Raw genomic sequence first — 22,479 nt, 5'->3', positions numbered from 1 at the left:
ATTACTTAGTGTGAGAAGTTCCTCGGCGTGTTTCGCCTCCCTCAACTTGTGCCCTGGCCGAAGCGTCTGTACTAGATGTAGTATCCATCGGCCTACCGACAATTTGGGCAGCGCAAAGCCCAGGTGTGCAAACACCTAGGCAATGGATACAAGGGTGAAGGTGAGGACCTCGCGACTACGGCTGGGCTGGGTACTGGCGGGCACCGAAGATGCCCTGGCCCACGCGGACCACCGTGGCGCCTTCCTGAATGGCGATCTCGAAGTCGCCGCTCATGCCCATGGACAGCTCGGTGAATCCTTCCGGCGCACCTCCGGCACGCAAGGCACCCAAGGTTTCGCGCAAGAGCGTGAAGCTTGCGCGAATCGACGCTTCATCGGTGGTGTTGGCGGCCATGGTCATCAGGCCAATGGGTTTCAGCCGATCCAGTGGTTTCAGTTGCGCCAGCAGCTCCGCCGCGTCGGCTGCCTGGATCCCGGACTTTGATTCTTCCCCGGAGGTGTTCACCTGGATCAGAACCTCTAGGGAACGGTCTTCGGCCTCCAGCCGGCGCTGCAGAGTCTCGGCAAGCCGCAGCGAGTCGAGGGCGTGGAACTCGTTAGCGAACTGGGCCACGAACTTTGCCTTGTTGTTCTGCAACGGCCCGATCACCGCATAGCGCAGGTGCGGGTAGTCGAGCTTGAACTCTTCGTGCTTGGCTTGCGCCTCTTGGACCTTGTTCTCACCCAAGGTGTCCACCCCGGCGGCAATCGCCAGGCGCAAACGTTCGGCCGGGATTGTTTTGGTGACCGGCAACAAACGCACCGATTCAGGTTCACGGCCCACCGAGCGGGCCGCGCGCGCGATTCGCTCGCGTACCGCGGCCAGGTTATGGGAGAAGTCCTCGGTGGTTGCCGCGTGGAGTGCGGCAGGTTGCGAAGTCACAGCGCCTACGCCTCTTTCTGAAGATCACAATCAAAATGCTGGTGCCGGATTCCCGGCACCAGCATTAAGCATAGGCAATTAAGTGTCAGAACAGCTGCCGCCAATTGGTTTTGGCCAGATCCAGGAGCTCGTCACCGCGTCCGGACATCACGGTTCTAATGGCATACAGCGCAAAACCCTTGGCCTGTTCACGTTTGATGGACGGTGGCATGGACATCTCCTGGCGGTCGGTCACCACGTCAAGCACGGCCGGGCCGTCATGGGCCAGGAATTCTTTGACCGTGCTTTCCAGCTGGGCCGAATCCTCAACACGGAAGCCTTTCAGTCCGGCGGCGGTGGCCACGGCGCCAAAATCCGGGTTCTTCAGATCGGTGGCGAAGGTGACGAAACCGGCGGCCTTCATTTCAAGTTCCACAAAATTGAGCGACGAGTTGTTAAACACCACGACCTTCACGGGAAGATTATTCTGCGTGGCCGTCAGCAGCTCGCCGAGCATCATGCTCAGTCCTCCGTCCCCGGCAAATGCAATGACCTGTCGAGTTCGGTCGATGGCCTGGGCACCCAGGGCGTGGCACAGGGCGTTGGCCATGGACCCGTGGTTGAACGAGCCAATCAGCCGTCGTTGCTCACTCATGCTCACATAGCGTGCCGCCCAAATCACCGGCGAGCCGACATCAGCGGTGAAGATGGCATCCTCATCCGCGGCTTGGTCGATCAGCCTGGCCAGGTACTGGGGGTGGATCTCGGAGCCCGGTTTGGAGGCGGTGGCCAGCTCGTCGAGTTTGGTGCGGGTTTTTCGGTAGTGTTCCAGCGCGGTCTCAAGGTGTTTGCGGTGGGTCTGTGCCGGAAGCAACGCGCACAAGGCCGCGGCAGTGTCTTTGACGGTTCCCACCAGCGGGACGTCCACCCGGGTGCGTCGGCCAATCTGTTCACCGCGGATATCCACCTGGATGATGGATGCGTCTTCCGGGTAGAACTGCTGATAGGGAAAGTCCGTGCCAAGCATCAGCAGCACCTCGCATTCCGCGATGGCTTTGGCTCCCGAGGCGAAACCCAGCAGACCGGTCATGCCCACGTCGAAGGGGTTCTGGTACTCAATGTGTTCCTTGCCGCGCAGGGTGTGCACAATCGGCGCGCCTAAGCGATCGGCCAGGGCTATCACCTCTTGGTGGGCGCCGGAGGTCCCGGCTCCGGCCAAAATCGTGACCTTGCGGGAAGATGCCAAGATTTCCGCGGCCCGCTCGAGTTCCTGTTCATTGGGAAGCACCCGCGGGCTGGTTTTCACGATTGGTTGTGTCTGGCTGCGTTCCATGCTCGCCAGGGCCACGTCGCCTGAGATCACCAAGACGGCTACGCCGCGCCGTTCAATGGCTTCACGCATGGCGATGCGCAGCATCCGCGGCATCTGTTTGGGATCCGAAACCTGCTCTGCATAGACCGAGCAGCCGCGGAAGATTTCCACCGGGTGGGTTTCTTGGAAGTAGTTGGAACCTACTTCCTCGGTGGGGATGTGCGCGGCGATGGCCAGGACCGGAACCCGTGACCGTGCGGCGTCGTATAACCCGTTGATCAGGTGAAGGTTTCCCGGCCCGCAGGAGCCGACGCAGACGGCGAGTTCGCCGGTGATTTCCGCCTCGGCGGCCGCGGCAAATGCGGCGGCTTCCTCATGGCGGTGATGCACCCATTCAATCTGGGTTTTCACCCGCAGCGCATCGGTTAAACCGTTCAGTGAGTCCCCGGGGATTCCGTAAATTCTCCGAATTCCTTGGGCGTCAAGCTGGTCAATAATGTGTTCGGCAACGGTTGGCACAAAAGCTCCTTTGGAACAGCGGCTGAGTGCTTCTCACCCTACGTCCCCACACAGCCATTAATCCGTTCTTGGTGAAAACATTGCGCAGTTTCTCAGCTCACGGGCCGTGGCGCCGCCGTTTCAGTGAGCGAATCCGGGCCAATAATGTGAATCCGGAAGGGCGCGGGCACCAAAAATTCCCTGTCCCACACGCACCACCGTTGCCCCCTCGGCAATGGCCAGCTCAAAATCTCCGCTCATTCCCATGGAGAGTTCTTTGATGTCGGGGTTGATCTCACGCACGGAGTCGCGGAGGGCTGACAGTTTTTGGAAACACCGGCGCACCGCAATCTGATCGGTGGAGAATATCGCCAGGGTCATCAATCCCTTCACCTGCAACCGGTCGAAGGCCGGTAGCTGCTTCACAAACGCGACGGTGTCGTCCGGGTCGAGACCGAACTTGGATTCCTCCCCGGAGGTATTAACCTGGACAAAAACATCCAGGGTGCGCTCTTCGGCTTCGAGCCGGCGTTGCAGGGCCTGGGCCTGGCGCAGATTATCCAGTGCCTGGAATTCGTGAGCGAACCGAGCCACGTACTTGGCCTTGTTGGTCTGCAGGTGGCCGATGACCGAATATTTCAGGTGCGGCAGGTCCGCCAATTCTTCGGACTTCTGCAAGGCTTCTTGGACTTTGTTCTCCCCCAGCCACTCAACTCCCGCCGCGATCGCCAGGCGCAAACGATCCGATGGCACGGTTTTGGTGACCGGGAGCAGGCGCACACTTCCGGGTGTGCGCCCGGCTTCCAGTTCCGCGCGGGCGATACGTTCACGGACCGAGGCGAGGTTCGCGGCGAAATCCGCCTGCGTCTTCGCGTGGGCGGCGGCCGAAGGCTGTTCAGTCATGACTCAATCCTACGGCTGATCTGCAGCGCCAAGCTATGCTGGAATCACCGCTGATCAGGACGCACTCAGCCACCCTGGAACACGCCGAAGAGGAGTTTTTGATGACCCACCGGGTGCCACAACCCCAACGGATGACCAACACCGAAGAGCTCACGGCCAGCGGGCAGACAGGCAATGGGGCCGTTTGGAAGCTCGAGCCGCCGCAGCGTGATCTCGACGCCAACGTGATTACCCTGCAACCCGGTGCTGAAATCGGCGAGCATGAAGGTCCTGAACTGGACGTTCTGTTGTATGTCTACGCGGGCTCGGGCCTGCTGCACGGCGCGGAAGGCACCGTGCAGCTTTCGGTCGGAGACATCATCTACCTGCCGGCGAAGGCGCGGCGGGCTTTTGTGGCCGGGGACCAGGGGCTGTCCTACTTTTCGGTCCACCAACGCAAAAAAACTACCGGGCTGATGCCCATCCGCCGCAGCTCCGGTGCTTAGCTAGACCAGCGCCCCTCGGCGAGGAATCGTTCAAGCACCTCGGTGTGCGGGGCCAGATCCAGGCCCTGGATATCAAGCCAGTCGTCGTTGTAGTAGGTGTTGGCGTAGCGCTCACCGGAATCGCAGATCAGGGTCACCAAGCTGCCGCGTTCCCCGCGGTCCAGCATCCCGGCGATGATCTGGAATGCCGCGTACAGGTTGGTGCCGGTGGAACCCCCGGCATAGTAGCGGGTTTTGGCTCGCAGCAATCGCATGGCGGCCAGGGAGCCGGCATCCGGTACCTGGATCATCTCGTCAATGACCCCGGGTACGAAGGATGGTTCGACGCTTGGCCGTCCGATTCCTTCGATCCGCGACCCCACACCGGTGGAGTATTCCAGGTTTCCGGTGCGCCAGCCTTCGTAGAAGGAGGAGCCTTCGGGATCCGCCACGGCGACCTTGGTGTTGTGGCGCTTGTAGCGCACAAAACGGCCAAAGGTCGCACTGGTGCCCCCGGTCCCGGCACCCACCACGATCCAGCTGGGAATCGGATGGCGCTCGGCGCTCATCTGCGCGAACACCGACTCGGCGATGTTGTTGTTCCCGCGCCAGTCGGTAGCGCGTTCGGCAAAGGTGAACTGGTCCAGGTAGTACCCGCCGGTGTCGCCGGCCAGTTCCCGGGCGGCCGCGTCGACCTGGCCGGCCTGATCCACCAGATGGCAGCGCCCGCCATAAAATTCGATCAGTTCAATCTTCTCGGTACTGGTGGATTTGGGGACCACGGCAATAAAATCCAGTCCAAGCATGCGCGCAAAGTAGGCCTCGGAGACCGCTGTGGAGCCGCTGGAAGCTTCCACCAGGGTGGTGCCTTCGTGGATCTTGCCGTTGACCAATCCATAGAGGATCAACGAGCGGGCCAACCGGTGCTTGAGCGAGCCGGTGGGATGCACCGACTCATCTTTGAGATACAACTCGATCCCCCACTGCTTGGGAAGTTCAAAACGGTGCAGGTGCGTATCGGCGCTGCGATTCGCATCGGCGTCAAGCAGGGAAATGGCCTCGCGGACCCAGCTGGAAGATTGCGTCATCCAACCAGCTTATCGCTCACCAGCCGTGCCATCAGGCATTCTCCCCACGACCGTGGTAGTTTCGGAATCGTAGGCAAAAGTCGGATAAGGGAAACAATGATCAAGGCCCGCGAAAATGCGACACCACTAGTGTCTATTTGCTACGCGCTGGCCATCTTCGCCGCCCTGATCTGGGCCGTATTCGGTACCGGAGCCATCCGCGGGGCGCACCTTGGACAGATTGCCGGCGGTTGGCTGGAACCCGATGCCACAGTGATGGCGGTCCCCCTGATCGGACAGGTGCCCTGGTTCGGCTTAATGGCAGGTCTGGGGATCTACGCGGTGTGGCAGTGCATGCCCACGGCTCGTCATTCCGAGCTGCACGGCAGGCTCCGGGGGTGGGTGCTCGCCTTGGTCCTGTTTAATGCCCTGTGGTTGCAGCTGCTGCAACGTGATCGCATGGGATTCAGCCTCATTTTTGCGTTGCTGATGCTCGCGGTACTCGTGCGGATCGTGGTCATGATTGACCGCGCAGAACTGTGCAACAACATGGACCGCTGGATCACCCGGGCAAGCTTTGGATTGTTCACCGGATGGCTTGGCATCATTGTGCTGGGCGAAGCCGGGGCATGGCTTGCCGCGCTGGGTGTGGATTCCACCCGGCTCATGTTCAAAGGCATTGCCGCGCTTGTTCTCCTGCTGGTCAGCCTGCTGTTGTGCGCGCTGACGTTCATCCGACCTATCGGTCTTTATATCAATGCCGGGGCGCTGTGGGTTGTCTTCTGGATTACCATCGATCGCTTCTTCTGGCAGGTTTCCTCGCCGCTGTTTGCCGCGGTGTCAAGCATCGCCACCTTATTGCTTTGTTTGTGTCTAATCAGCTCTTTGCGCACCCGGATTCACCGGTTACGCCACCGCGATGAGAACTTCGGAAAATAGCCCGCCCCATAAGTCCTAGCCGTCAGCTCACTGAGAGTTTGCACTGAGCGCAGCCACCGTTGCTTGAGCCGATACCGGGTGCTGGCTAGGCTGGAGGGGTGACCCCACAGCGTCCCACCCACGGACGCGGGCAACCCGAGAGGAAGTTATGTCAAAAACCGCTAAGAATTTTAAAGACGTAGAGAAGTCGCTGGCCAAGCTTGCCAAGTCCGCAAAGGAAGAACTGCCCGACGAGTTGCGGGAAACGTGGAATAACGCGATTTCCGGGGTCAACGTCGAGGCCATCAGCAACGCCGGGGCAAGCCTGGTTGACAGCGTCACGGGTAAGTCAAAGGCCGCCAAACGCACACGCGCCTCGGTGGAAAACGCTGTGAAGAGCGCCCAGAAGTCGCTGGCGCCAAAACAGAGCCACAAGGGACGCAACTTCCTGATTGTTTCGCTGCTGGTCGCAGCCATTGCGGCCGTTGTATTGAAAAAGAAAACCGCCTAAATTTTGATCCGACACGGGGCATTCGGGAGATTCCCGGATGCCCCGTGGCGTGCCTGGCGCTGTGGTGTGCGACTCCAGATGCCGTTCTTCGTCTCACAATCCCTACCGAAATAACTGCCCGCGGAGCACAATGAAGTTACCAACTGGTAACTTACCGGTTGGCGGCACGGCAGTTGTCGCGCCGATCCTCAAGGCCGACTGATGCCGGCGGAATAGGGGCGTTCACATGATCCTCACCAACACCACAGTTTTAGGTACCGGCGTACTGGGCTCGCAGATTATTTTCCAGACGGCGTATCACGGGTTGCCGGTGGTCGGCTATGACATCTCCGCCGAGGCACTGGACGCGGCAAATCACCGGCTGGATGCGCTGGTTCAAAACTATGCCGACTACTTCGACTCCGGTGACCGCGCCAAGGCTCAAGCCGCGCGTGACTCGATTAAACTCACCACGGATCTCGCCCAGGCGGTTCAAGACGCAGACCTGGTGATCGAGGCAGTACCCGAGTCGCTGGCCATCAAACAGGCCACCTATCAGGCACTGGCCGCGGTAGCCCCGCAGCACACCGTGTTCGCCACCAACTCCTCAACGCTGCTGCCCTCCGACATTGCACCGTTTACCGGACGCCCCGACAAGTTCCTGGCCCTGCACTACGCCAACCACGTGTGGCAGAACAACACCGGCGAGGTCATGGGCACCTCATTGACCGATGCCGACGACTATGAGGCGGTTGTCGATTTCGCCACGCGCACCGGCCTGGAAGCCATCCGGGTGCTCAAGGAGCAACCCGGATACCTGCTCAATTCCCTGCTGGTTCCTTTCCTGGAAGCCGCGAGCCACCTGCTGGTTAACGGCGTGGCCGACGCCGCGACCATCGACAAGACCTGGAAGCTGGGCACCGGTGCACCCAAGGGCCCCTTTGAGATCTATGACATCGTGGGCCTGAACACCGCCTACAACATCTCCAGCCAGGGAGATGACACCAGCAAGAAGTTCGCCGAGCTGCTCAAAAGCCAGTACATCGACCAGGGCAAACTCGGCGCCGCGACCGGCGAAGGGTTCTACAAGTACAACTAGGGACTACTCCAGGCACTCGGAAGGGTGCGGCCTCACCGCCGGTGCGGCCAGCTGAACAGTTCGGGTAGCTGCGTCGAGTCATCAACCAGCATCACGACTTCCAGGCCATCGCTGTCATAGTCAGTGCCCTGCGGCACGCTGGGTATCGACCGCCAGACACGACGCACCGGGGTCCCATCGGCCCTCGAGGCGTGGATTCTCAGCTCGCGAATCCCCACGATTCGCCCGGCCACGGGGCGCACAGTGGCGCCCTGGTGGCTGAACAGCTCGTGCTGATCACGCATGTAATAGGGTTCGGCGCCGCGGGTCGCGTAGGCCAGCTGCCACACCACCTGCTGGCCGAGGGTCAGCGCTTCGCCGCAGCATGCCTGCTCGGCCGGGTCCAGGATCACGGTCAGTTCCATGTTTTCAGTCTAGGTGCCGGCCGCGAAGATACCGACGTCAGACACCATTAAAAGGGTCTCGGGACGAGCTATGGCAGCCGTCCCGAGACCAGTATTTATTCAGTGCTGTTTATTCAGCGCTGTTTTATTCAGTGCTGGCGTACTGAACTGCGTGCCTTCAGCGCGGCGGCCACCCCGAGGCCGGCCACAATCAGGCCCAGCGGCAGGAACCACAGGGCGCTGAACCCGGTCTGCGCCAGGTCATCCGGATCGGCTCCGGCTTCCGGGGACTGGCTCTGAGGCGGATCGGCGGGCTCGCTTTCGGCGGGTGCCTGCGTGGGCGCGTCGCTTTCGCTGGGGTCCGCAGATGCGGTGGCCGACGGCGTGGCACTCGGCTCCGCCGAGGCCTCGTCGCTTGGCGACGCGCTGGGCTCCAGCGACGGGGTGGGGGTCGCGCTGGCGGCAGGCGCCAACTCGAACACCTCTGCCTCGGCACCGAGGTTGGCGAACACCGTCTCGCCGCTGGCGTCCTTGACCGCATCGTTATCGGTCACCACGTAGACCTGGCCGTTGCCGGCCACCGTCAGACCTTCAAGTTTTTCCTGGGTCCGGCCGTTGGTCTGCTCAAGCACGGGTAAAACATCCACGGCGAGTTTTTTCTCCACCATGGTCACCGGGCCGTCCGCCGAGCCGGTGCCCGAGGTTTCGGGCAGCTCGAACTGGTAGATCGCCTTGAGCTGCGCATCCTCTCCGATACGTTTGTCCCGTTCGATCACCGCGTAGGACCCGTCGGAAAGCCGGGTGATTTCAGACAGGCCGTTCCAGCTTCCGTCGTCTCCCGCGTCTTGAAGGGTGTATCCGAACCAGGCGAACTCTTCGGTGGCCGTGGTGTAGCGGCCGATACGCACAAAGTCCTCCCCCGGAACCTCGCGCTGCAAGGTGAACACCACCTGCTCGGCATCCCCCGAGCCGTACGCGGTCACACCTTCCAGGCCCTGGCCCTTCAGCTGCCCGATGACCTCCTGCGGTAGCTGGACCCGTTGCGCCACGGCGCCGTCGGCATCAATGCGCACCAGGGCATTGCCTGCCGCGTCGGCGCCTTCATTGGCGGCCCAGAAGCCGCCGTCCTCACGGGCCGAGAGGCCTTCCAGGTCCAGGTCCGCCGGGGCGCCGTCTTCGGTGACCGGCAGGGAGTCCTCGACCAGGCCCTGTTCGGCATCGATGGTGTAGATCAGCGGTTCGTAGGCGTTGTCGCTCACCGCAAAAATCCGTCCCGGGTTCTCCAGATCGGCGCTCAGCCCGCTGAGCGCGCCGAAGGGCACCGGGTTGGACGGGTCGGAAGACAGCTGCGGGAACTGGGCCTGAGCCGCGCCGAAGCTGAAGAGCGTCAGCGCCGAGCGCACCCCGTTTTCCGCCTCATCGGTTTCCGAGGAGACCGCCAGCAGGTCGCGGCCCGGGATCGGCAAGATCCCCTCGGGGCCGTTGGTGGTGGGCAGGGTCTGCACGTACTTGGGCGCCAGCGGGTCGCTCAGGTCGTACACGGCCACAAAGTTTCCGCGCTCGGAGGCCACGAAGGCGTACTCGACCCCGTGGTATTCATGAACCGCCAGGCCTTCAGGCTCGGTTCCCTTTTTGCCGGCACGGGCTTCGGGGAACAGCCCCTGGGACAGTGCGAGGTTTTCAAAACTGTTCCCGGCATCCCAGACCGGTTTGCCGGTCTGCGAATCGAAGATGGTGAAGCCGCGGCTGCCGCCCTTCCAGTCCCCCTCATTGGCGGTGGCGAGGTACCGATCCTGGATCCAGCCGATCGCGTCCGGTTCGCGCGGAACATCCTGCAGCGAGCCGGTGGGATCAAGTTTTCCATCATCTTCGGTATCGATGCCGTCCAGGTCCACGCTTCCGGCGCTGAAGGCCGAGGTGATCTCACCGGTTGGCAGGTCGATGAGCACGATCCCGTTGTTTTCCTGGAGGGTTACCGCCACTTGGTTTTGGCTGTTGATGGTGACATATTCGGGTTCCGGATCTTGCGGGGTATCAAGTCCGGCCTGGACAAGCTGGTCGAGGGCTACCGGCTCATCCTTGGTGCCGCCGGTCAGCGGCACCTCACGCAGATTCCACTGATCAGGGCTTTCGCCCAGCAGATCAAGGATTGCCACGGATCCGGCCGGGGCCTGGGGCAAACCGCCATCGCCGGCATCTTCGTCGCGTTCGTTTTCGATGGCGATCGCCGCGTAGGCGCCATCTGCGGACAGCGCGATGGAATCTGGCTGCCCTGTCAGGTCAATGCTGTGCACCAGGGTGCGGTCGGCGATCCGCACCAGATCTACCCGGCCGGAGGGGGCGGTGTAGCTCTGCGAGGTGTTCACCACCACCAGCACGTACTCCCCGTAGGCGGCCACGCTGGTTGGCTCGTCTTCCGCGCTGCCCAATTGGTGCAGCGGAAGGGTTCCCAAGCCGGTGGGTTTCGAGGCATCGGAAATGTCGACAAAACCGATCCGGCGAGAGAGAGCGTCGGTGTAAATCAGAGTTTTCCCGTCCTCGGAGACGGTTGAGATCTCCGCGGCGGTTTGCGCCGCGGCTCCCTCGGGATGGTTTAGATACACCGGGTATGTTGCGGTGCGTTCAAAATAGCTTCCGGTGTCCGCACTAGCGGCCGCGGCCAGTGTTAGTGGCGCGAGGCCGCCAGCCCCCAGTGCCAGCGCGGCAATGATGCCCGCCGACTTTTTTGCGGTTCGTTTCACGTAGGTAGTCCCCTGCGATAGCTTAGTGTTTGCTTAAGATGACCTCCTAAGAGTTGCAAGCCTTTCCGACCGGCAGACGAACACCAGGCGACGGGCAGGTGTCGAATCATCGTCGATTTCGCCGCCCCACCTGCAGGTGCCGGCAGTCTGCAGGAGCAACCCAGCCAGTCCCGCACCCAGCTGAGGTCCCTGTCCCAGACCTTCGTCCACCCTGGCGGGTGTATCCAGCGGGCACGGGTCATCGATCCGGATTTCAAGCCGGCACTCGCACAGCGTGGATTGCACCGGCCGCACCCGCGGTAAGCCTCGGGCAAGTCTCAGACTCGAACAGCGCCGGAATCCCGCCATCCGCCGGCCTCCAGAAAAACACTATCCGGCGAAGCCAGATAGGATTATCACGTGGCTCATATCGACGTGACTGACATCCAGTATTTTCTTTCCGACGGCACCCAGTTGCTTGGCGGGGTGACCTTCAAGGTCGCCGCCGGTTCCAAGACGGCGCTGATCGGCCCCAACGGCACCGGCAAAACGACCTTGTTCAAGATCATTGCCGCAGATCTGAAGGCCGATGAGGGTTCCATCAACCGCACCGGAACCATGGGTATCATGCGCCAGTTTGTGGGGCAGGTACGCGATGAGTCCACGGTGAAGGACCTGCTGCTATCCACCGCCGCACCGACCCTGGCCCAGGCCGCGGCCAAGGTCGCCGAGTATGAAACCAAGATGCTCACCAGCGATGACGAAAAAGTGCATATGCGCTACGCCGAGGCGATCATCGAATGGGGCGACGCCGGCGGTTACGAGCTGGAAACCACCTGGGACAAGGTCTGCATGGCGGCCCTGGGTATCGGTTTCGACAAGGCCGGGGAACGGCTGGCCCGGACCCTGTCCGGCGGGGAGCAAAAACGCCTGGTGCTTGAAGCGCTCTTTGAGGGCAACGACGAACTGCTGCTGCTCGACGAGCCGGATAACTACCTGGACGTGCCGGGCAAACGCTGGCTCGAGGACACCATGACACGGTCCAACAAGACCGTGCTTTTCATCAGCCACGACCGCGAGTTGCTGAACAACGCGGCCACCCGCATCGTCACCCTTGAACCGGGCCACGGCGGCGCCACCGCCTGGGTTCATGGCGGGGCCTTTGGGTCTTATGTCCAGGCGCGCCAGGAACGCAACGAGCGTTTCGAGGAGCTGCGCAAACGCTGGGATGAAGAACATGCAAAGCTCAAAGAGCTGGTGAACATGTACAAAACCAAGGCCGCGTTCCGTTCCGACATGGCCAACCGTTACCAGGCGGCCACCACCCGCCTGGAGAAGTTCCTGGAGGCAGGTCCCCCGCAGGCCATCCCGCTGGAGCAGAACGTGAACATGCGGCTGAAGGGCGGACGCACCGCCAAACGTGCGGTGGTCGCCGAAAAGCTGGAACTGACCAACCTGATGAAACCGTTTAATACCGAGATCTGGTTTGGCGACCGGGTGGGAGTCCTGGGCTCCAACGGTTCAGGCAAGTCGCACTTCCTGCGCCTGCTGGCCTCCGGTGGCACCGACCCCGAACGCGAGCACCTGCCGGTCTCCGACGTGGTTATTGAACCGGTTGAACACGCCGGGTCCGTGAAGCTCGGGGCGCGCATTCGCCCCGGCTACTTCGCGCAGACGCATTCCCGCCCGGATTTGTTCGACCGGACGTTGCTGGAGATCCTGCACCGCGGCGACGAGCACCGCTCGGGCCTGCCGCGAGAAGCCGCCGCCGGAGCCCTGGATGGCTACGGGCTGGCCGGCCAATCTGAACAAAAATTTGATTCGCTTTCCGGCGGCCAGCAAGCGCGCTTCCAGATTCTGCTCCTGCAGCTCTCCGGGGCAACGCTGCTACTGCTTGACGAGCCCACCGACAACCTCGACCTGCATTCTGGTGAGGCTCTGGAGCGTGCAATCGATGCATTCGAGGGAACGGTGCTGGCCGTGACCCACGACCGCTGGTTCGCCCGCGGCTTCGACCGCTTTTTGGTGTTCGGTTCGGACGGGAAAGTTTATGAATCCGACACCCCGGTCTGGGACGAAACCCGGGTGCAGCGCGAACGCTAAGCACTGTGTGCCTAGGGTCTTCCTCTGGTGTGCCTAGGCGGCGGGGCTCGTAATGGACTTCGCCGCCTCGGGTGCCCGCAGTGCCTGCCAGGCGCTGAAACCCAATGCCGCCCCCAGGGCCGCCAGCGCCACTGCCGCGGTGCCGGCGCTGGTGCTCCACAGGCCGTTTTGCGCGAACAGCGCAGGCACGGTGCTGGAGGGAATTCCGGCGCTGACCAAAAGCCAGCCGCCAAAACGTTGCAGGTCCATCCGGCCTACCCGGCTGCGACCCAAGGCATGCTGTGCAAAGAGGCACAACCACATGATGGCCCACGCCAGCCAGATCACCGAGAAAACCGGATCATAATTCAGTGACATCACTGCCTCATACACGGCGATGGCCGCGACAAAGAGGCTGAACCAGCCAAAACCGGTGGACTGGAAACCGAACAGGGTATTCAGGCCCACCAACAGGTAGGTCATCCCGAACAGGTAGCTGGGCCAGGTGTTGTTGATCAACGCGGTGTTCTCCCCGGCCTGCACCATGATCAGGGTGGGAAGCAGGATTTGCACCCCGCCCACCATCAGGTTGAGCAGCGCCGCCGATCGTTCCGGGATGCGGCCCAGGGATACCAAGCCGTTGATGAATAAGATCAGTCCTACAAAGACCAGCCCGACATGGGCCATGGGTTCCTCCACTCGCGCGGCGCACCCGGATACGGACCCGGGCACCGGGACCCGTGTCCTGCCGCTAACGACAGTTTCGGATACCGGTGCCCGGGTGGCAAATCCATGCCGATTCGTTACTCGACGAGTTTGCCTTCCTGCGAAACTTCGGTGATCAATTCCGCAATCTGCTCCGGGATCTGCGGGATCGACTCACGGGTGATTCCCGAGGTCGGGGACCACACCAGGTTCACCTGCAGGGACGGATCCATGGCCGGGTAGTCGCTGCGGTTGTGGCAGCCGCGGGTTTCGCGGCGTTCAAGCGCCGCCTCAAGGGTTGCGCGGGCCGCCAACGCCGAGGACTGCAGGTCAAAGGCGTGGGCCAGGTCCTGGTACCCGGCGATGTCCGGGTGGATCCCGACGTTTTGCATACGCGCCTCGATGGCGTCCAACTTGGCCAGACCTTCCAGCAGGCCGGCCTCGTCGCGCACCACTCCGGCGTGGTCGGTCATCAGGTTGCGAATTGCGCGCTGCAAGCTGCGCACGTTTTCCTGGCCCTGGGCACCGAGCAGTTCGGCGATATGCCCGCGGGCGGCGGCGATTGCCTTGGCCGAGCGTGGCTGGGAGGTGAGCGAGGCGGAGTACTCGGCGGCGTGCTGGCCGACAATCCGGCCGAAGACCAGCAGCTCGATCAGCGAGTTGCCGCCCAAGCGGTTGGCGCCGTGCAGCCCGGAGGAGGCCTCGCCGATGGCGTAGAGCCCGGGCACCTCGGTGGCATGGGTCAGCGGGTCAACCCAGACCCCGCCCATGGAGTAGTGGGCGGTGGGGGCGATTTCGATCTTCTGCTGGGTGATGTCAAGCATCTGCAGTTCCATCATGGTCTGGTAGACCCGTGGCAGGCGCTTCATGATCACCTCGCGGTCAAGGTGGGACACATCCAGCCAGACGCCGCCGTTTTCGGTTCCGCGGCCCTCGCGGATTTCGGTGTAGGCGGCCAGGGCCACCCGGTCGCGGGTCGACAGTTCCATGCGCTTGGCGTCGTAGCGTGCCATGAAACGCTCACCCAGGGCGTTGGTCAGGATGCCGCCTTCGCCGCGGGCCGCCTCGGAGATCAGGGTTCCGGCGTCGCTCTCCGGCTCGATGATGCCCGAGGGGTGGAACTGCACCAATTCCGGGTCGCGCAGCCGGGCGCCGGCCTGGACTGCCAAACGGAATGAATCTCCGGTGTTCTCATCGCGGCGTGAGCTGCTGCGTCGCCAGATGCGGTTGTGTCCGCCGGCGGCCAGGATCACCGCGTCGGCGTGGATGAGGTAGCCGGTACCGTTGTTCACGTCGAAGCCGTAGGCTCCGAAGATCTTGCCTTCGGCGGTGAGCAGCTCGGTGATGTACACGGTGTCCAGGATCGGCACCTGAAGCTGTTCGGCGCGGTTGATCAGGGTGCGCTGGATCTCCAGGCCGGTGTAGTCCCCGGCGAAGGCGGTGCGGCGGAAGGTGTGGGCACCGAAGAAGCGCTGGGAGATGCGGCCGTCTTGTTCGCGGGCGAAGTTCATGCCGTAGCGCTCGAGGTCTTCAATACCCCGCGCCGCTCCCTGGGCCACCACCTGGACGGTGCGCGGGTCTGCCAGGAAGTAGCTTTCCTTGATGGTGTCGGCCGCGTGCTGTTCCCAGGTGTCTTCCTCATCCATGGTTCCCAGGGCCGCGTTGATGCCGCCGGCCGCCAGTGAGGTGTGCGCGTCGTGGCGTGGGCGCTTGCCCACGGCCAGCACGTCAACACCTTGCTCTGCCAGTTCAATGGCGGCGCGCAGGCCGGAGCCGCCGGTGCCGATGACGAGGACTGAAGTGGAAATCTGCTGTTCTGGTTTCATGTTTTCCAGCTTCAACCCACCGTCAAAATACGTCCAATGAATTATTATCATCATTTCCATAGCGGTAGGCTATAAACCATGAATCTAGAGCAACTTCGAGGGTTCGTCACCATTGCCCGCGTGGGCCACTTCACACACGCGGCCGAGGTCCTGCACCTGAGCCAACCATCCCTGAGCCGTCAGATATCCACCTTGGAACATGACCTGGGAGCCACGCTGCTGAACCGCACCAGAGGCAATCTCACCCTGACCGCCGCGGGACACGCACTGCTGCCGCTGGCCACACGCATGCTGGCCGATGAGGAGTCGATTCGGGTGGAAATGGCGGAGTTGGCAGGCTTGCGCCGCGGCCGGGTTCGGCTAGGCGCCCCGCCGACACTCTGCGCCTCGCTGGTGGCCGAAGTGCTGGAAACCTACCATGTCCAGTTCCCCGGCATCGAACTGCAGATCTCGGAGGCAGGCTCCAGATTGTTGCTTGAACAGCTCACCGGCGGCCAGCTGGATTTGGCGTTGATTGTCACCAGTGAACACGCGGTGACCGAACCGAGTTTGGCGCACACCGAATTGCTGGTGGAGCAGCTGGTGGTCGCCGATTCGGTACAGCATCCGCAGTTAGCCGACGGGCCGGTGGATCTACGGGATCTGGCCCGGGTTCCGCAGATCACCTTCTCCCCCAGCTACGACCTGCGCGCCGCGACGCACAAGGCCTATCAAGCGCTCGAGCTGACCCCAAACGTGGTGATAGATGGCGGAGAAATGGATGCGGTGCTGCGTTTTGTCCAGGTGGGATTGGGCGCCGCCATCGTTCCGGCCACCGCGCTGGTGGGCCGTCCGGAGGTGCAGGCCAAGGAACTTCGCGCCTCACCTGCCAAGGACCCGCGGCAAGTGCAGCCAAGCCTGGAGCGCACCATCGGCCTGGCCCACCGTCGCGATACCCCTCCCGGGGCCGCGGCCAGCGCAATGCACCAGCTGCTGGTGCAAACCGCGGGCCAGCTGGCCCAACGGCACGCACAAATCAGTTTGAGATCTTAAGCCCCACATGCTCGGCCAGCTGCGGCGCCAGGTTAAGCAACTGCAGCTCGGAAATCTGCGCGCCGCGTAATCCGCTCACCCCGTCAACCGAATCGAACTCCAGTCCTTTGAGATCCACCGAGCTGAGCTTGGCTTGGTGAGTTGCCAAAACCTTGGTCCGCGAGTCGGAAAACCGCACCCGCTGCAGGGTTCCCAAATCCAGCTCGTCAAACTGGCAGTTGCGGAACTCCACGTCGCGCAGTGTCGCGCCGCGCAGATTCAGCCAACCGAATTTGCAGTTTTCTATCAGCAGCGAATCCACGCTTGACTCCGCGAGGTCTGCCGAGCCGAAGCGGCTATGCGAAATGCGGACCTCGTCCAGGCGTGCGCCAGCGGCCGCGAACACCGGGGCGGAGATTTGCGTCAATTCGCATTGCAAGAGCCGTGCGTTGCGCACACTGAACCGATCGGCCGCAAACCCGGTGAATTCGCATTGTTCGAAACGCACCTCTTCGGCACCGAAATCCCCGTCAATCCCGGTAAATCGCAGCTGATCCAGGTAGCCTCCGGCATCCAGATCCCCCACAAATCCTTCGGCGAGCTCGGGCAGGACAAAGTGGCGAATTTTGGGTGCGGACATGGCGCTCCTGTCGTGTGGCATGGTGGGGTTCTGCCACCCAACTCTACCGGTTGACCCCTAAAATTCGTCGATGACCAGCTTCTTCATGGCGAGCAGGTTCTCGAATGCATTGGGCCGCAACATCAGTTCAGCCAAATTCGAGGGCACAATCTGCCAGCTCACACCGAACTTATCCGTCAGCCACCCGCACTGCTCGGCTTCCGGCACCGCGCTGAGTACATCCCATACCCGGTCAAGCTCAGCCTGCCCCTCGCACGGCCATTCAAGTGACACCCCAGGGTTGAAGGTGAAGTCCTGGGGAACCCCCGAATCCATGGCCGTCACCCAGTCATCCCCCAGCGCGAAGTCGGCAAACATCACCGAATCCGTCGTGGCCGGGCCGGTTGGCTCGGGGTAGGTGACCAGCATGCCCTCTCGTGCCCCAAAAACCTGGTTGTAGTACTCAATCGCTTCCGCCGCACGGTTTTGCGCCGCACCGCCGAAGAGCAGGCTCGGCATCATGAACGGACGCGGGTCCCCTTCTTGATCGGTGAGGATCAGCTGCCAGGAAACGTTGTATTTGTCTTGCACCCAGCCGTAGCGGGAGCTGTAGGGATACTCTCCCAATTCCATGAGCACCTGGCCGCCAAGCGAAAGTTTTTCCCAGGTCCGATCCAGCTCGGCCCGGGCGGCATCGATGCTTCCTCCGTAGTCCAAGGGATCGAAGTTCAGCATCAGGGAAATTGAAGGGTTTGGGGTGAAATCGGGGCCGGCATTGATCAAGGTGAAACGCTGATCACGCACCCGTACCGTCACGGTCAGCGCCTTGCCTGCGAGCGGCTTTTGGAATTCAAGCAGTCCCTCGGTGGGATATCGTGATTCGACCTCCATCGAGCCGCCGGGCAGGGCTTGAGCATAAAACTCGCCCGCTTCGTCTCCGGTTCCCTGCATCCATAGATTGACGTTGAGCTTTTGCATCATTGATCCTCACCGGTGTGCACTACGACGGTACCGATCTGGCCCTAAGGCTTCAGGGGCTCTCAGGTCGTACGGCCCGTTTTGGATACCGGCCGCGCCACTGATGCTACCCGCTGCGCATCGCGCACGGAATAGTATTCAGGGAATCAGTAGAGCGCTTTTTCTAGTTGTTCTCAGCTCCCTCTCCAGGCAGTCGCCGGGCAGCAGTATTCACCGGCGCATGCCCAGAAAAGTCGTCCATGGAATGGTAGATTCCAAGGACCTTCTCCGCCAGCAGGTCCCAGACCGCGCGCGGCAGCACCCCGCGCAGGGCCTGCCCCAATTTGCTGGTCCACGGCAACAACACCATGGGTGTCGCGCGGAGCATCGCATCCCACGCACGGTCGGCCACCTGCTGTTTTGGGAGCATCGGGGTCAGCAGCATGCGCCGGGCCCCGGCAAACATCCCGGTATCCACGTAGGTTGGGCAGAAGGTGGTCACCGCGAGATCCCGAGCGGCATCCCGTTCAAGTTCGAGGCGCAGCGAATCACTGAAACTTGCAACCGCGGCCTTGGAGGCGGCATACACACTCATGTTCGGATTCGACACAAGCGCGGCGGCCGAGGCGATGGTCAAGATCCGCCCAGGACGTTGCACACCAAGCTGCGGGAGCAACGCATGGGTCAGGTACATCGGTGCCAATGTATTGACGGCCAGTGCGGTACCGATCTGGTTGGTGGTGTGCTCGGCGAAGGGCCTGCCCGTCACCACTCCTGCATTGTTGACCAGAATATCTATCCCGCCGCCGGCCAATGCCAGTGCCGCTCCCTCAGCGATACTTTGCGCATCAACCAGGTCGATAACCTGCGTTTCGATCACCACCTGGGGATTGGCAAGCCGCAGGTGCTGCGCTTTGTGCTCGAGCAACGGAGCATTCACATCCCACAAGATCACCCGTTTGGCCTTTTCCGCGCAGGCGCGAGTGGCAAAAAGCTCGCCCATTCCCTGCGCGGCGCCGGTAATCAATACCGTGAGTCCCGCTACCGATTCCAATGCTCGACGCCGTGGCATAACGTCCCTTCCTTCCAGGCTTGATGTGGATCAGACTATCGTGTGAGATGCCTCTCGGTTACGTGGACCCAGCCGTGCCCCGGCGAAGCACCGGCGCGCGTTAGCCTTGAAGCTGCACACACCGCAAGGCGACCACCGATGAAGCGAGGACCCAATGCGCATCGACCAATTGGATGCAGATCTGATCGAGCTGCTCACCGACTCCCCCATGCTTCCGGTGATGGAGTGCGCCCGGCGCCTGGGTGTCGCCCGCGGCACGGTCAGCAGCCGTTTGGCCAGGCTGCATGAGGCCGGGGTGATCCGCGGAATCGTGCCCCATATTGAGCCGGCTGGTTTCGGATATACCCTGGTGGCGTTCTGTTCGGTAGAGATCATCCAAAAGGTCGGCCATGGCTCGGTGGCAACGGACTTGGAGGAAACCATTCCCGAAATCGTTGACATGTATACGGTGACCGGCAGCTCCGACCTGCAACTTCGGGTGGTGGCAAGGACACCGGAGGATCTGCAGGATATTTTCAACCGAATCAGCGCCGTCCCGGGTGTCGCCCGCACGTCTTCGGCGTTTGCGTTGCACGAACATTTTCAGGGGCGCACCCTGCCGCTGGTGAAAGCCTGCGCTAACGATGCAGCAACAGCTAGGCAAAATGACCAGTAAAATTGGATGCTGACCAACTTTCGCTATACAGGTTGCATAGCGGTGCGCGCAGCGATTGAATCCGAAGATTCACTGCCCCTAAAGTCAGAGCTTGTGAATCGCGACACGCGAGGATATGAGCGGGACCACCCGCGCACTGAGTTTGCACCCATGGTCTTCAGAGAGGAACCCATGACCCTTCACCAGCGCCCTTCATTGCAGGCAGTTCCCGCTTACAAGCAGGGAAAGCCCGCCGCCGCTGGAGCCTCGAAGCTCTCGTCCAATGAATCGCCACACGAGCCACTACCCTCGGTGTTGGATGCGATTCGAGACGGGATCACCAACATCCACCGCTACCCGAGCATTGCAGCCCCACAGGTCACCGAGGCACTGGCCGCATTGCACAACGTGGACCCCGCGCATGTGACACTTGGCGCAGGCTCGGTGGAAGTTGCCGCCCAGCTGATCCACGCGGTCGCGGCAGAAGGGGATGAAGTGATGTACGCCTGGCGTTCATTCGAGGCCTACCCTTCATTGGTGCGCATCGCCGGGGCCACCCCGGTTGAGGTTCCGCTAACCGCTGAGGCTACCCACGATCTGGATGCAATGCTGGACGCGGTGACCGAGAAAACCCGACTGATCTTCATTTGCAATCCCAACAATCCAACGGGCACCGTGGTTCAGGCTCAGGCGTTGGAACGATTTATCGCCGCCGTGCCGCGCGACGTGCTGATTGTCATTGACGAGGCTTACGTGCACTTTGACCGCTCGGAGGTGCGCGCCGATGGAGTTGAGCTGTTTAAGAACAATCCGAATGTTGCGGTGTTGCATACCTTTTCCAAGGCCTACGGCCTAGCGGGCCTGCGCATCGGTTACGCGATCAGCCCGTTGGAGGTCGCACAGAACCTGCGGAAGGTCGCCATCCCGTTTGGAGTGTCGGACCTCGCCCAGCGTGCGGCAGTCGCCTCGCTGCAGGCCGCCGACGAGCTCGAGGTGCGCATCAATGAGGTTGTCGCCCAACGTGAGCGGATGTATGAGGGCCTGGCGGCCGCCGGTTACCCGGTCATCGCTTCCGAGGCGAACTTTGTATGGATTGCCGCCGGGGCGGAAACTTCCAGCATTGAGGCCACGCTGGAGGCTGGCGGGGTAGTCGCCCGCGCCTTCCCCGGTGAAGGGCTGCGTATTTCCTCGGGTTCGGAACATGATGTGGATCGGGTACTGGCCGCACTGAATGCCGCCAACTCGGTGGCCGCGAACCAAGGGGCCAACGCATGAGCGCTGCACTTGAGGATCAGCCGCAGCAACAGCTGCACGCTGGGCTGACCCGCCGCCAGATTTCCATGATGGGACTGGGCGGAGCGATTGGCGCCGGCCTGTTTGTCGGATCCGGCCAAGCGATCTCCATTGCCGGTCCGGCGGTTTTGGTCTCCTACTTGCTGGCTGGCACCGTCATCATTGTGATCATGGCGATGCTCGCTGAAATGGTTGCCGCTAATCCGTCCTCCGGCGCCTTTAGCACCTTTGCCCACAAGGCGATGGGTCGCTCTGCCGGCAGCACCTTGGGCTGGTTGTACTGGATCCAGTTGGTTGTGGTGGTGGCCGCCGAGGCCACCGGGGCGGCGGCCATTGTCTCCGGGTGGTTCCCCAGCGTCCCGCAATGGGGATGGGTGCTGCTCTTTGTGATTGCCCTCTCTGGAGCGAACCTCCTTGGTGTGCGCAACTACGGAAGATTCGAATACTGGTTTGCGGTCATTAAGGTCGCCGCGATCATCGCCTTCCTGGCGCTTGGCGCCTTGGTGCTGGCACACGTGATCCCCACCGATCAGCCGGTTGGCCTAAACAACTTGGCCGCCCACGGAGGCTTTGCCCCCGGTGGAATGGCCGGTATCGCCGCGGCCGTGTTGATTGTGATTTTTTCCTTCGGCGGAACCGAAGTAGTTGCCATTGCCGCTGCAGAATCCGACAATCCGGCGGACAACATCAAACGAGTGGTTCGTTCGGTAATGGCCCGCATCCTGGTGTTCTACCTAGGTTCGATTTTGGTGATCGTTGCGGTTGTTCCTTGGAATGATCCGGCGATCAAGGACGGCCCATTCGCCGCGGTGCTCAGTGTGCTGAACGTTCCGGGCGTGGAAGTTGTGATGAACGCCGTGGTCGTGGTGGCACTCTTGTCGGCCATGAACGCCAATATCTACGGTTCCTCACGCATGTTGTACTCCTTGGGCAAACGCAGGCTCGCCCCGGTAGCGGTCACCCATGTCACCGGCAAGGGTGTGCCTGCAAACGCGGTTCTGAGCTCCGTGGCGTTCTCCTTCCTCGCGGTGGGCCTGAATTGGATTTGGCCGGAGAAAGTCATGCCGATCCTGCTCAACGTGGTCGGTTCGACAATCATTGTGATCTGGTCATTCATCGCGGTCACCCAGTTCATTCTGCGCCGTAGGGCGGATCGAAACGGCGAACACCTGCCCGTGCGCTTGTGGGGTTTCCCATACCTGTCCATTGCGACCATGGTGGTGCTCGCTGGCATCGTGGCAGTGTCCATGACCAACGAAGCTGCCCGTACCCAGCTCCTGCTGACCGCTGGGCTGACCGCAGTGATTTGGATCGTTTCCAAAATCGCGTTGCGAAACGTTCCCGAAGTGGTTGACGTGGACCAGGTTGACGAGGTCGCCTAAGCGCGAGGTACAAAAAACACTATGACTGATGGCTCTGACCCGCACTGCGGGTCAGAGCCATCGGCCTAGACGACCTGGTTCTGACGGAACTCAAAACACGATTTCGTGTTCCCCGGTTTCTGTTCTATGATTATCAAGTTGCC

20 protein-coding genes are annotated in these 22,479 nt (G+C 61.8%); 9 read left to right on the top strand and 11 right to left on the bottom strand.

Annotated features, from left to right (window positions below; genetic code table 11):
- Positions 1-175: 175 nt before the first annotated feature.
- The 3 genes from ACIOWL_RS12485 to ACIOWL_RS12475 form a co-directional block, all read right to left on the bottom strand.
- Entirely contained in the window at positions 176-922 is a 747-nt protein-coding gene (locus ACIOWL_RS12485) for a YggS family pyridoxal phosphate-dependent enzyme (RefSeq protein ID WP_400385431.1), read from the bottom strand.
- A gap of 85 nt (positions 923-1,007) precedes the next feature.
- Positions 1,008-2,732, bottom strand: coding sequence for a ubiquinone-dependent pyruvate dehydrogenase (poxB, locus tag ACIOWL_RS12480; protein WP_400385428.1), 1,725 nt, complete (start codon positions 2,730-2,732; stop codon positions 1,008-1,010).
- Positions 2,733-2,852: 120 nt separating this feature from the next.
- On the bottom strand, positions 2,853-3,614 hold the full coding sequence (locus ACIOWL_RS12475; RefSeq protein WP_400385425.1) for a YggS family pyridoxal phosphate-dependent enzyme: 762 nt from the start codon (positions 3,612-3,614) through the stop codon (positions 2,853-2,855).
- 35 nt (positions 3,615-3,649) lie between these two features.
- Between ACIOWL_RS12475 and ACIOWL_RS12470 the strand changes: the two genes are divergently transcribed.
- A complete protein-coding gene (locus ACIOWL_RS12470; protein ID WP_400385423.1) occupies positions 3,650-4,099 on the top strand; it encodes a cupin domain-containing protein in 450 nt (149 codons plus the stop codon).
- On the opposite strand, the gene ACIOWL_RS12465 is transcribed toward ACIOWL_RS12470, so the two are convergent.
- Positions 4,096-5,166 carry a PLP-dependent cysteine synthase family protein gene (locus tag ACIOWL_RS12465; RefSeq protein ID WP_400385420.1) on the bottom strand — a complete coding sequence of 357 codons (1,071 nt, stop codon included), beginning with the start codon at positions 5,164-5,166 and terminating at the stop codon, positions 4,096-4,098. The genes ACIOWL_RS12470 and ACIOWL_RS12465 overlap by 4 nt on opposite strands.
- A gap of 129 nt (positions 5,167-5,295) precedes the next feature.
- Here ACIOWL_RS12465 and ACIOWL_RS12460 point away from each other — a divergent pair, with 129 nt between their 5' ends.
- From ACIOWL_RS12460 to ACIOWL_RS12450, 3 genes are all read left to right on the top strand, one after another.
- Entirely contained in the window at positions 5,296-6,084 is a 789-nt protein-coding gene (locus ACIOWL_RS12460; protein ID WP_400385418.1) for a hypothetical protein, read from the top strand.
- Positions 6,085-6,232: 148 nt separating this feature from the next.
- Positions 6,233-6,574, top strand: a complete 342-nt coding sequence (locus ACIOWL_RS12455) for a hypothetical protein (protein ID WP_400385415.1) — start codon at positions 6,233-6,235, stop codon at positions 6,572-6,574.
- Between the two features lie 226 nt (positions 6,575-6,800).
- Positions 6,801-7,652 (top strand): 3-hydroxyacyl-CoA dehydrogenase, encoded by an 852-nt coding sequence (locus ACIOWL_RS12450; RefSeq protein ID WP_400385412.1) that lies wholly within the window; start codon positions 6,801-6,803, stop codon positions 7,650-7,652.
- A 32-nt stretch (positions 7,653-7,684) separates the two neighbouring features.
- On the opposite strand, the gene ACIOWL_RS12445 is transcribed toward ACIOWL_RS12450, so the two are convergent.
- Together ACIOWL_RS12445 and ACIOWL_RS12440 are read right to left on the bottom strand one after the other, a co-directional pair.
- Entirely contained in the window at positions 7,685-8,056 is a 372-nt protein-coding gene (locus tag ACIOWL_RS12445) for a DUF6578 domain-containing protein (RefSeq protein WP_400385409.1), read from the bottom strand.
- A 128-nt stretch (positions 8,057-8,184) separates the two neighbouring features.
- On the bottom strand, positions 8,185-10,776 hold the full coding sequence (locus tag ACIOWL_RS12440) for an esterase-like activity of phytase family protein (protein WP_400385406.1): 2,592 nt from the start codon (positions 10,774-10,776) through the stop codon (positions 8,185-8,187).
- 399 nt (positions 10,777-11,175) lie between these two features.
- Between ACIOWL_RS12440 and ACIOWL_RS12435 the strand changes: the two genes are divergently transcribed.
- A complete protein-coding gene (locus tag ACIOWL_RS12435) occupies positions 11,176-12,858 on the top strand; it encodes an ABC-F family ATP-binding cassette domain-containing protein (RefSeq protein WP_400385403.1) in 1,683 nt (560 codons plus the stop codon).
- 33 nt (positions 12,859-12,891) lie between these two features.
- Here ACIOWL_RS12435 and ACIOWL_RS12430 read toward each other — a convergent pair whose 3' ends face one another.
- Together ACIOWL_RS12430 and ACIOWL_RS12425 are read right to left on the bottom strand one after the other, a co-directional pair.
- Positions 12,892-13,524: an AmiS/UreI family transporter gene (locus tag ACIOWL_RS12430; protein ID WP_400385401.1), complete on the bottom strand. Its 633-nt coding sequence runs from the start codon at positions 13,522-13,524 to the stop codon at positions 12,892-12,894.
- Between the two features lie 116 nt (positions 13,525-13,640).
- On the bottom strand, positions 13,641-15,368 hold the full coding sequence (locus ACIOWL_RS12425) for an L-aspartate oxidase (RefSeq protein WP_400385398.1): 1,728 nt from the start codon (positions 15,366-15,368) through the stop codon (positions 13,641-13,643).
- A 78-nt stretch (positions 15,369-15,446) separates the two neighbouring features.
- Between ACIOWL_RS12425 and ACIOWL_RS12420 the strand changes: the two genes are divergently transcribed.
- Positions 15,447-16,400 (top strand): LysR family transcriptional regulator, encoded by a 954-nt coding sequence (locus ACIOWL_RS12420; protein ID WP_400385395.1) that lies wholly within the window; start codon positions 15,447-15,449, stop codon positions 16,398-16,400.
- On the opposite strand, the gene ACIOWL_RS12415 is transcribed toward ACIOWL_RS12420, so the two are convergent.
- From ACIOWL_RS12415 to ACIOWL_RS12405, 3 genes are all read right to left on the bottom strand, one after another.
- Positions 16,384-17,019: a pentapeptide repeat-containing protein gene (locus ACIOWL_RS12415; protein WP_400385393.1), complete on the bottom strand. Its 636-nt coding sequence runs from the start codon at positions 17,017-17,019 to the stop codon at positions 16,384-16,386. The genes ACIOWL_RS12420 and ACIOWL_RS12415 overlap by 17 nt on opposite strands.
- Before the next feature lie 57 nt (positions 17,020-17,076).
- Entirely contained in the window at positions 17,077-17,979 is a 903-nt protein-coding gene (locus ACIOWL_RS12410) for a VOC family protein (RefSeq protein ID WP_400385390.1), read from the bottom strand.
- A 160-nt stretch (positions 17,980-18,139) separates the two neighbouring features.
- Positions 18,140-19,027, bottom strand: a complete 888-nt coding sequence (locus tag ACIOWL_RS12405) for an SDR family NAD(P)-dependent oxidoreductase (protein WP_400385387.1) — start codon at positions 19,025-19,027, stop codon at positions 18,140-18,142.
- Between the two features lie 154 nt (positions 19,028-19,181).
- On the opposite strand from ACIOWL_RS12405, the gene ACIOWL_RS12400 reads away from it, so the two are divergent.
- From ACIOWL_RS12400 to ACIOWL_RS12390, 3 genes are all read left to right on the top strand, one after another.
- Positions 19,182-19,682 (top strand): Lrp/AsnC family transcriptional regulator, encoded by a 501-nt coding sequence (locus ACIOWL_RS12400; RefSeq protein WP_400385384.1) that lies wholly within the window; start codon positions 19,182-19,184, stop codon positions 19,680-19,682.
- A gap of 171 nt (positions 19,683-19,853) precedes the next feature.
- Positions 19,854-20,936 carry a histidinol-phosphate transaminase gene (gene hisC / locus ACIOWL_RS12395; protein WP_400385381.1) on the top strand — a complete coding sequence of 361 codons (1,083 nt, stop codon included), beginning with the start codon at positions 19,854-19,856 and terminating at the stop codon, positions 20,934-20,936.
- Positions 20,933-22,336: an amino acid permease gene (locus tag ACIOWL_RS12390; RefSeq protein ID WP_400385378.1), complete on the top strand. Its 1,404-nt coding sequence runs from the start codon at positions 20,933-20,935 to the stop codon at positions 22,334-22,336. Before hisC ends, ACIOWL_RS12390 begins: the two co-directional genes overlap by 4 nt.
- Positions 22,337-22,479: the final 143 nt, after the last annotated feature.

The sequence above is a fragment of the Glutamicibacter sp. NPDC087344 genome (assembly GCF_044744225.1).
Lineage (GTDB): Bacteria > Actinomycetota > Actinomycetes > Actinomycetales > Micrococcaceae > Glutamicibacter.
This window is presented reverse-complemented; position numbering and strand designations above follow the sequence as displayed.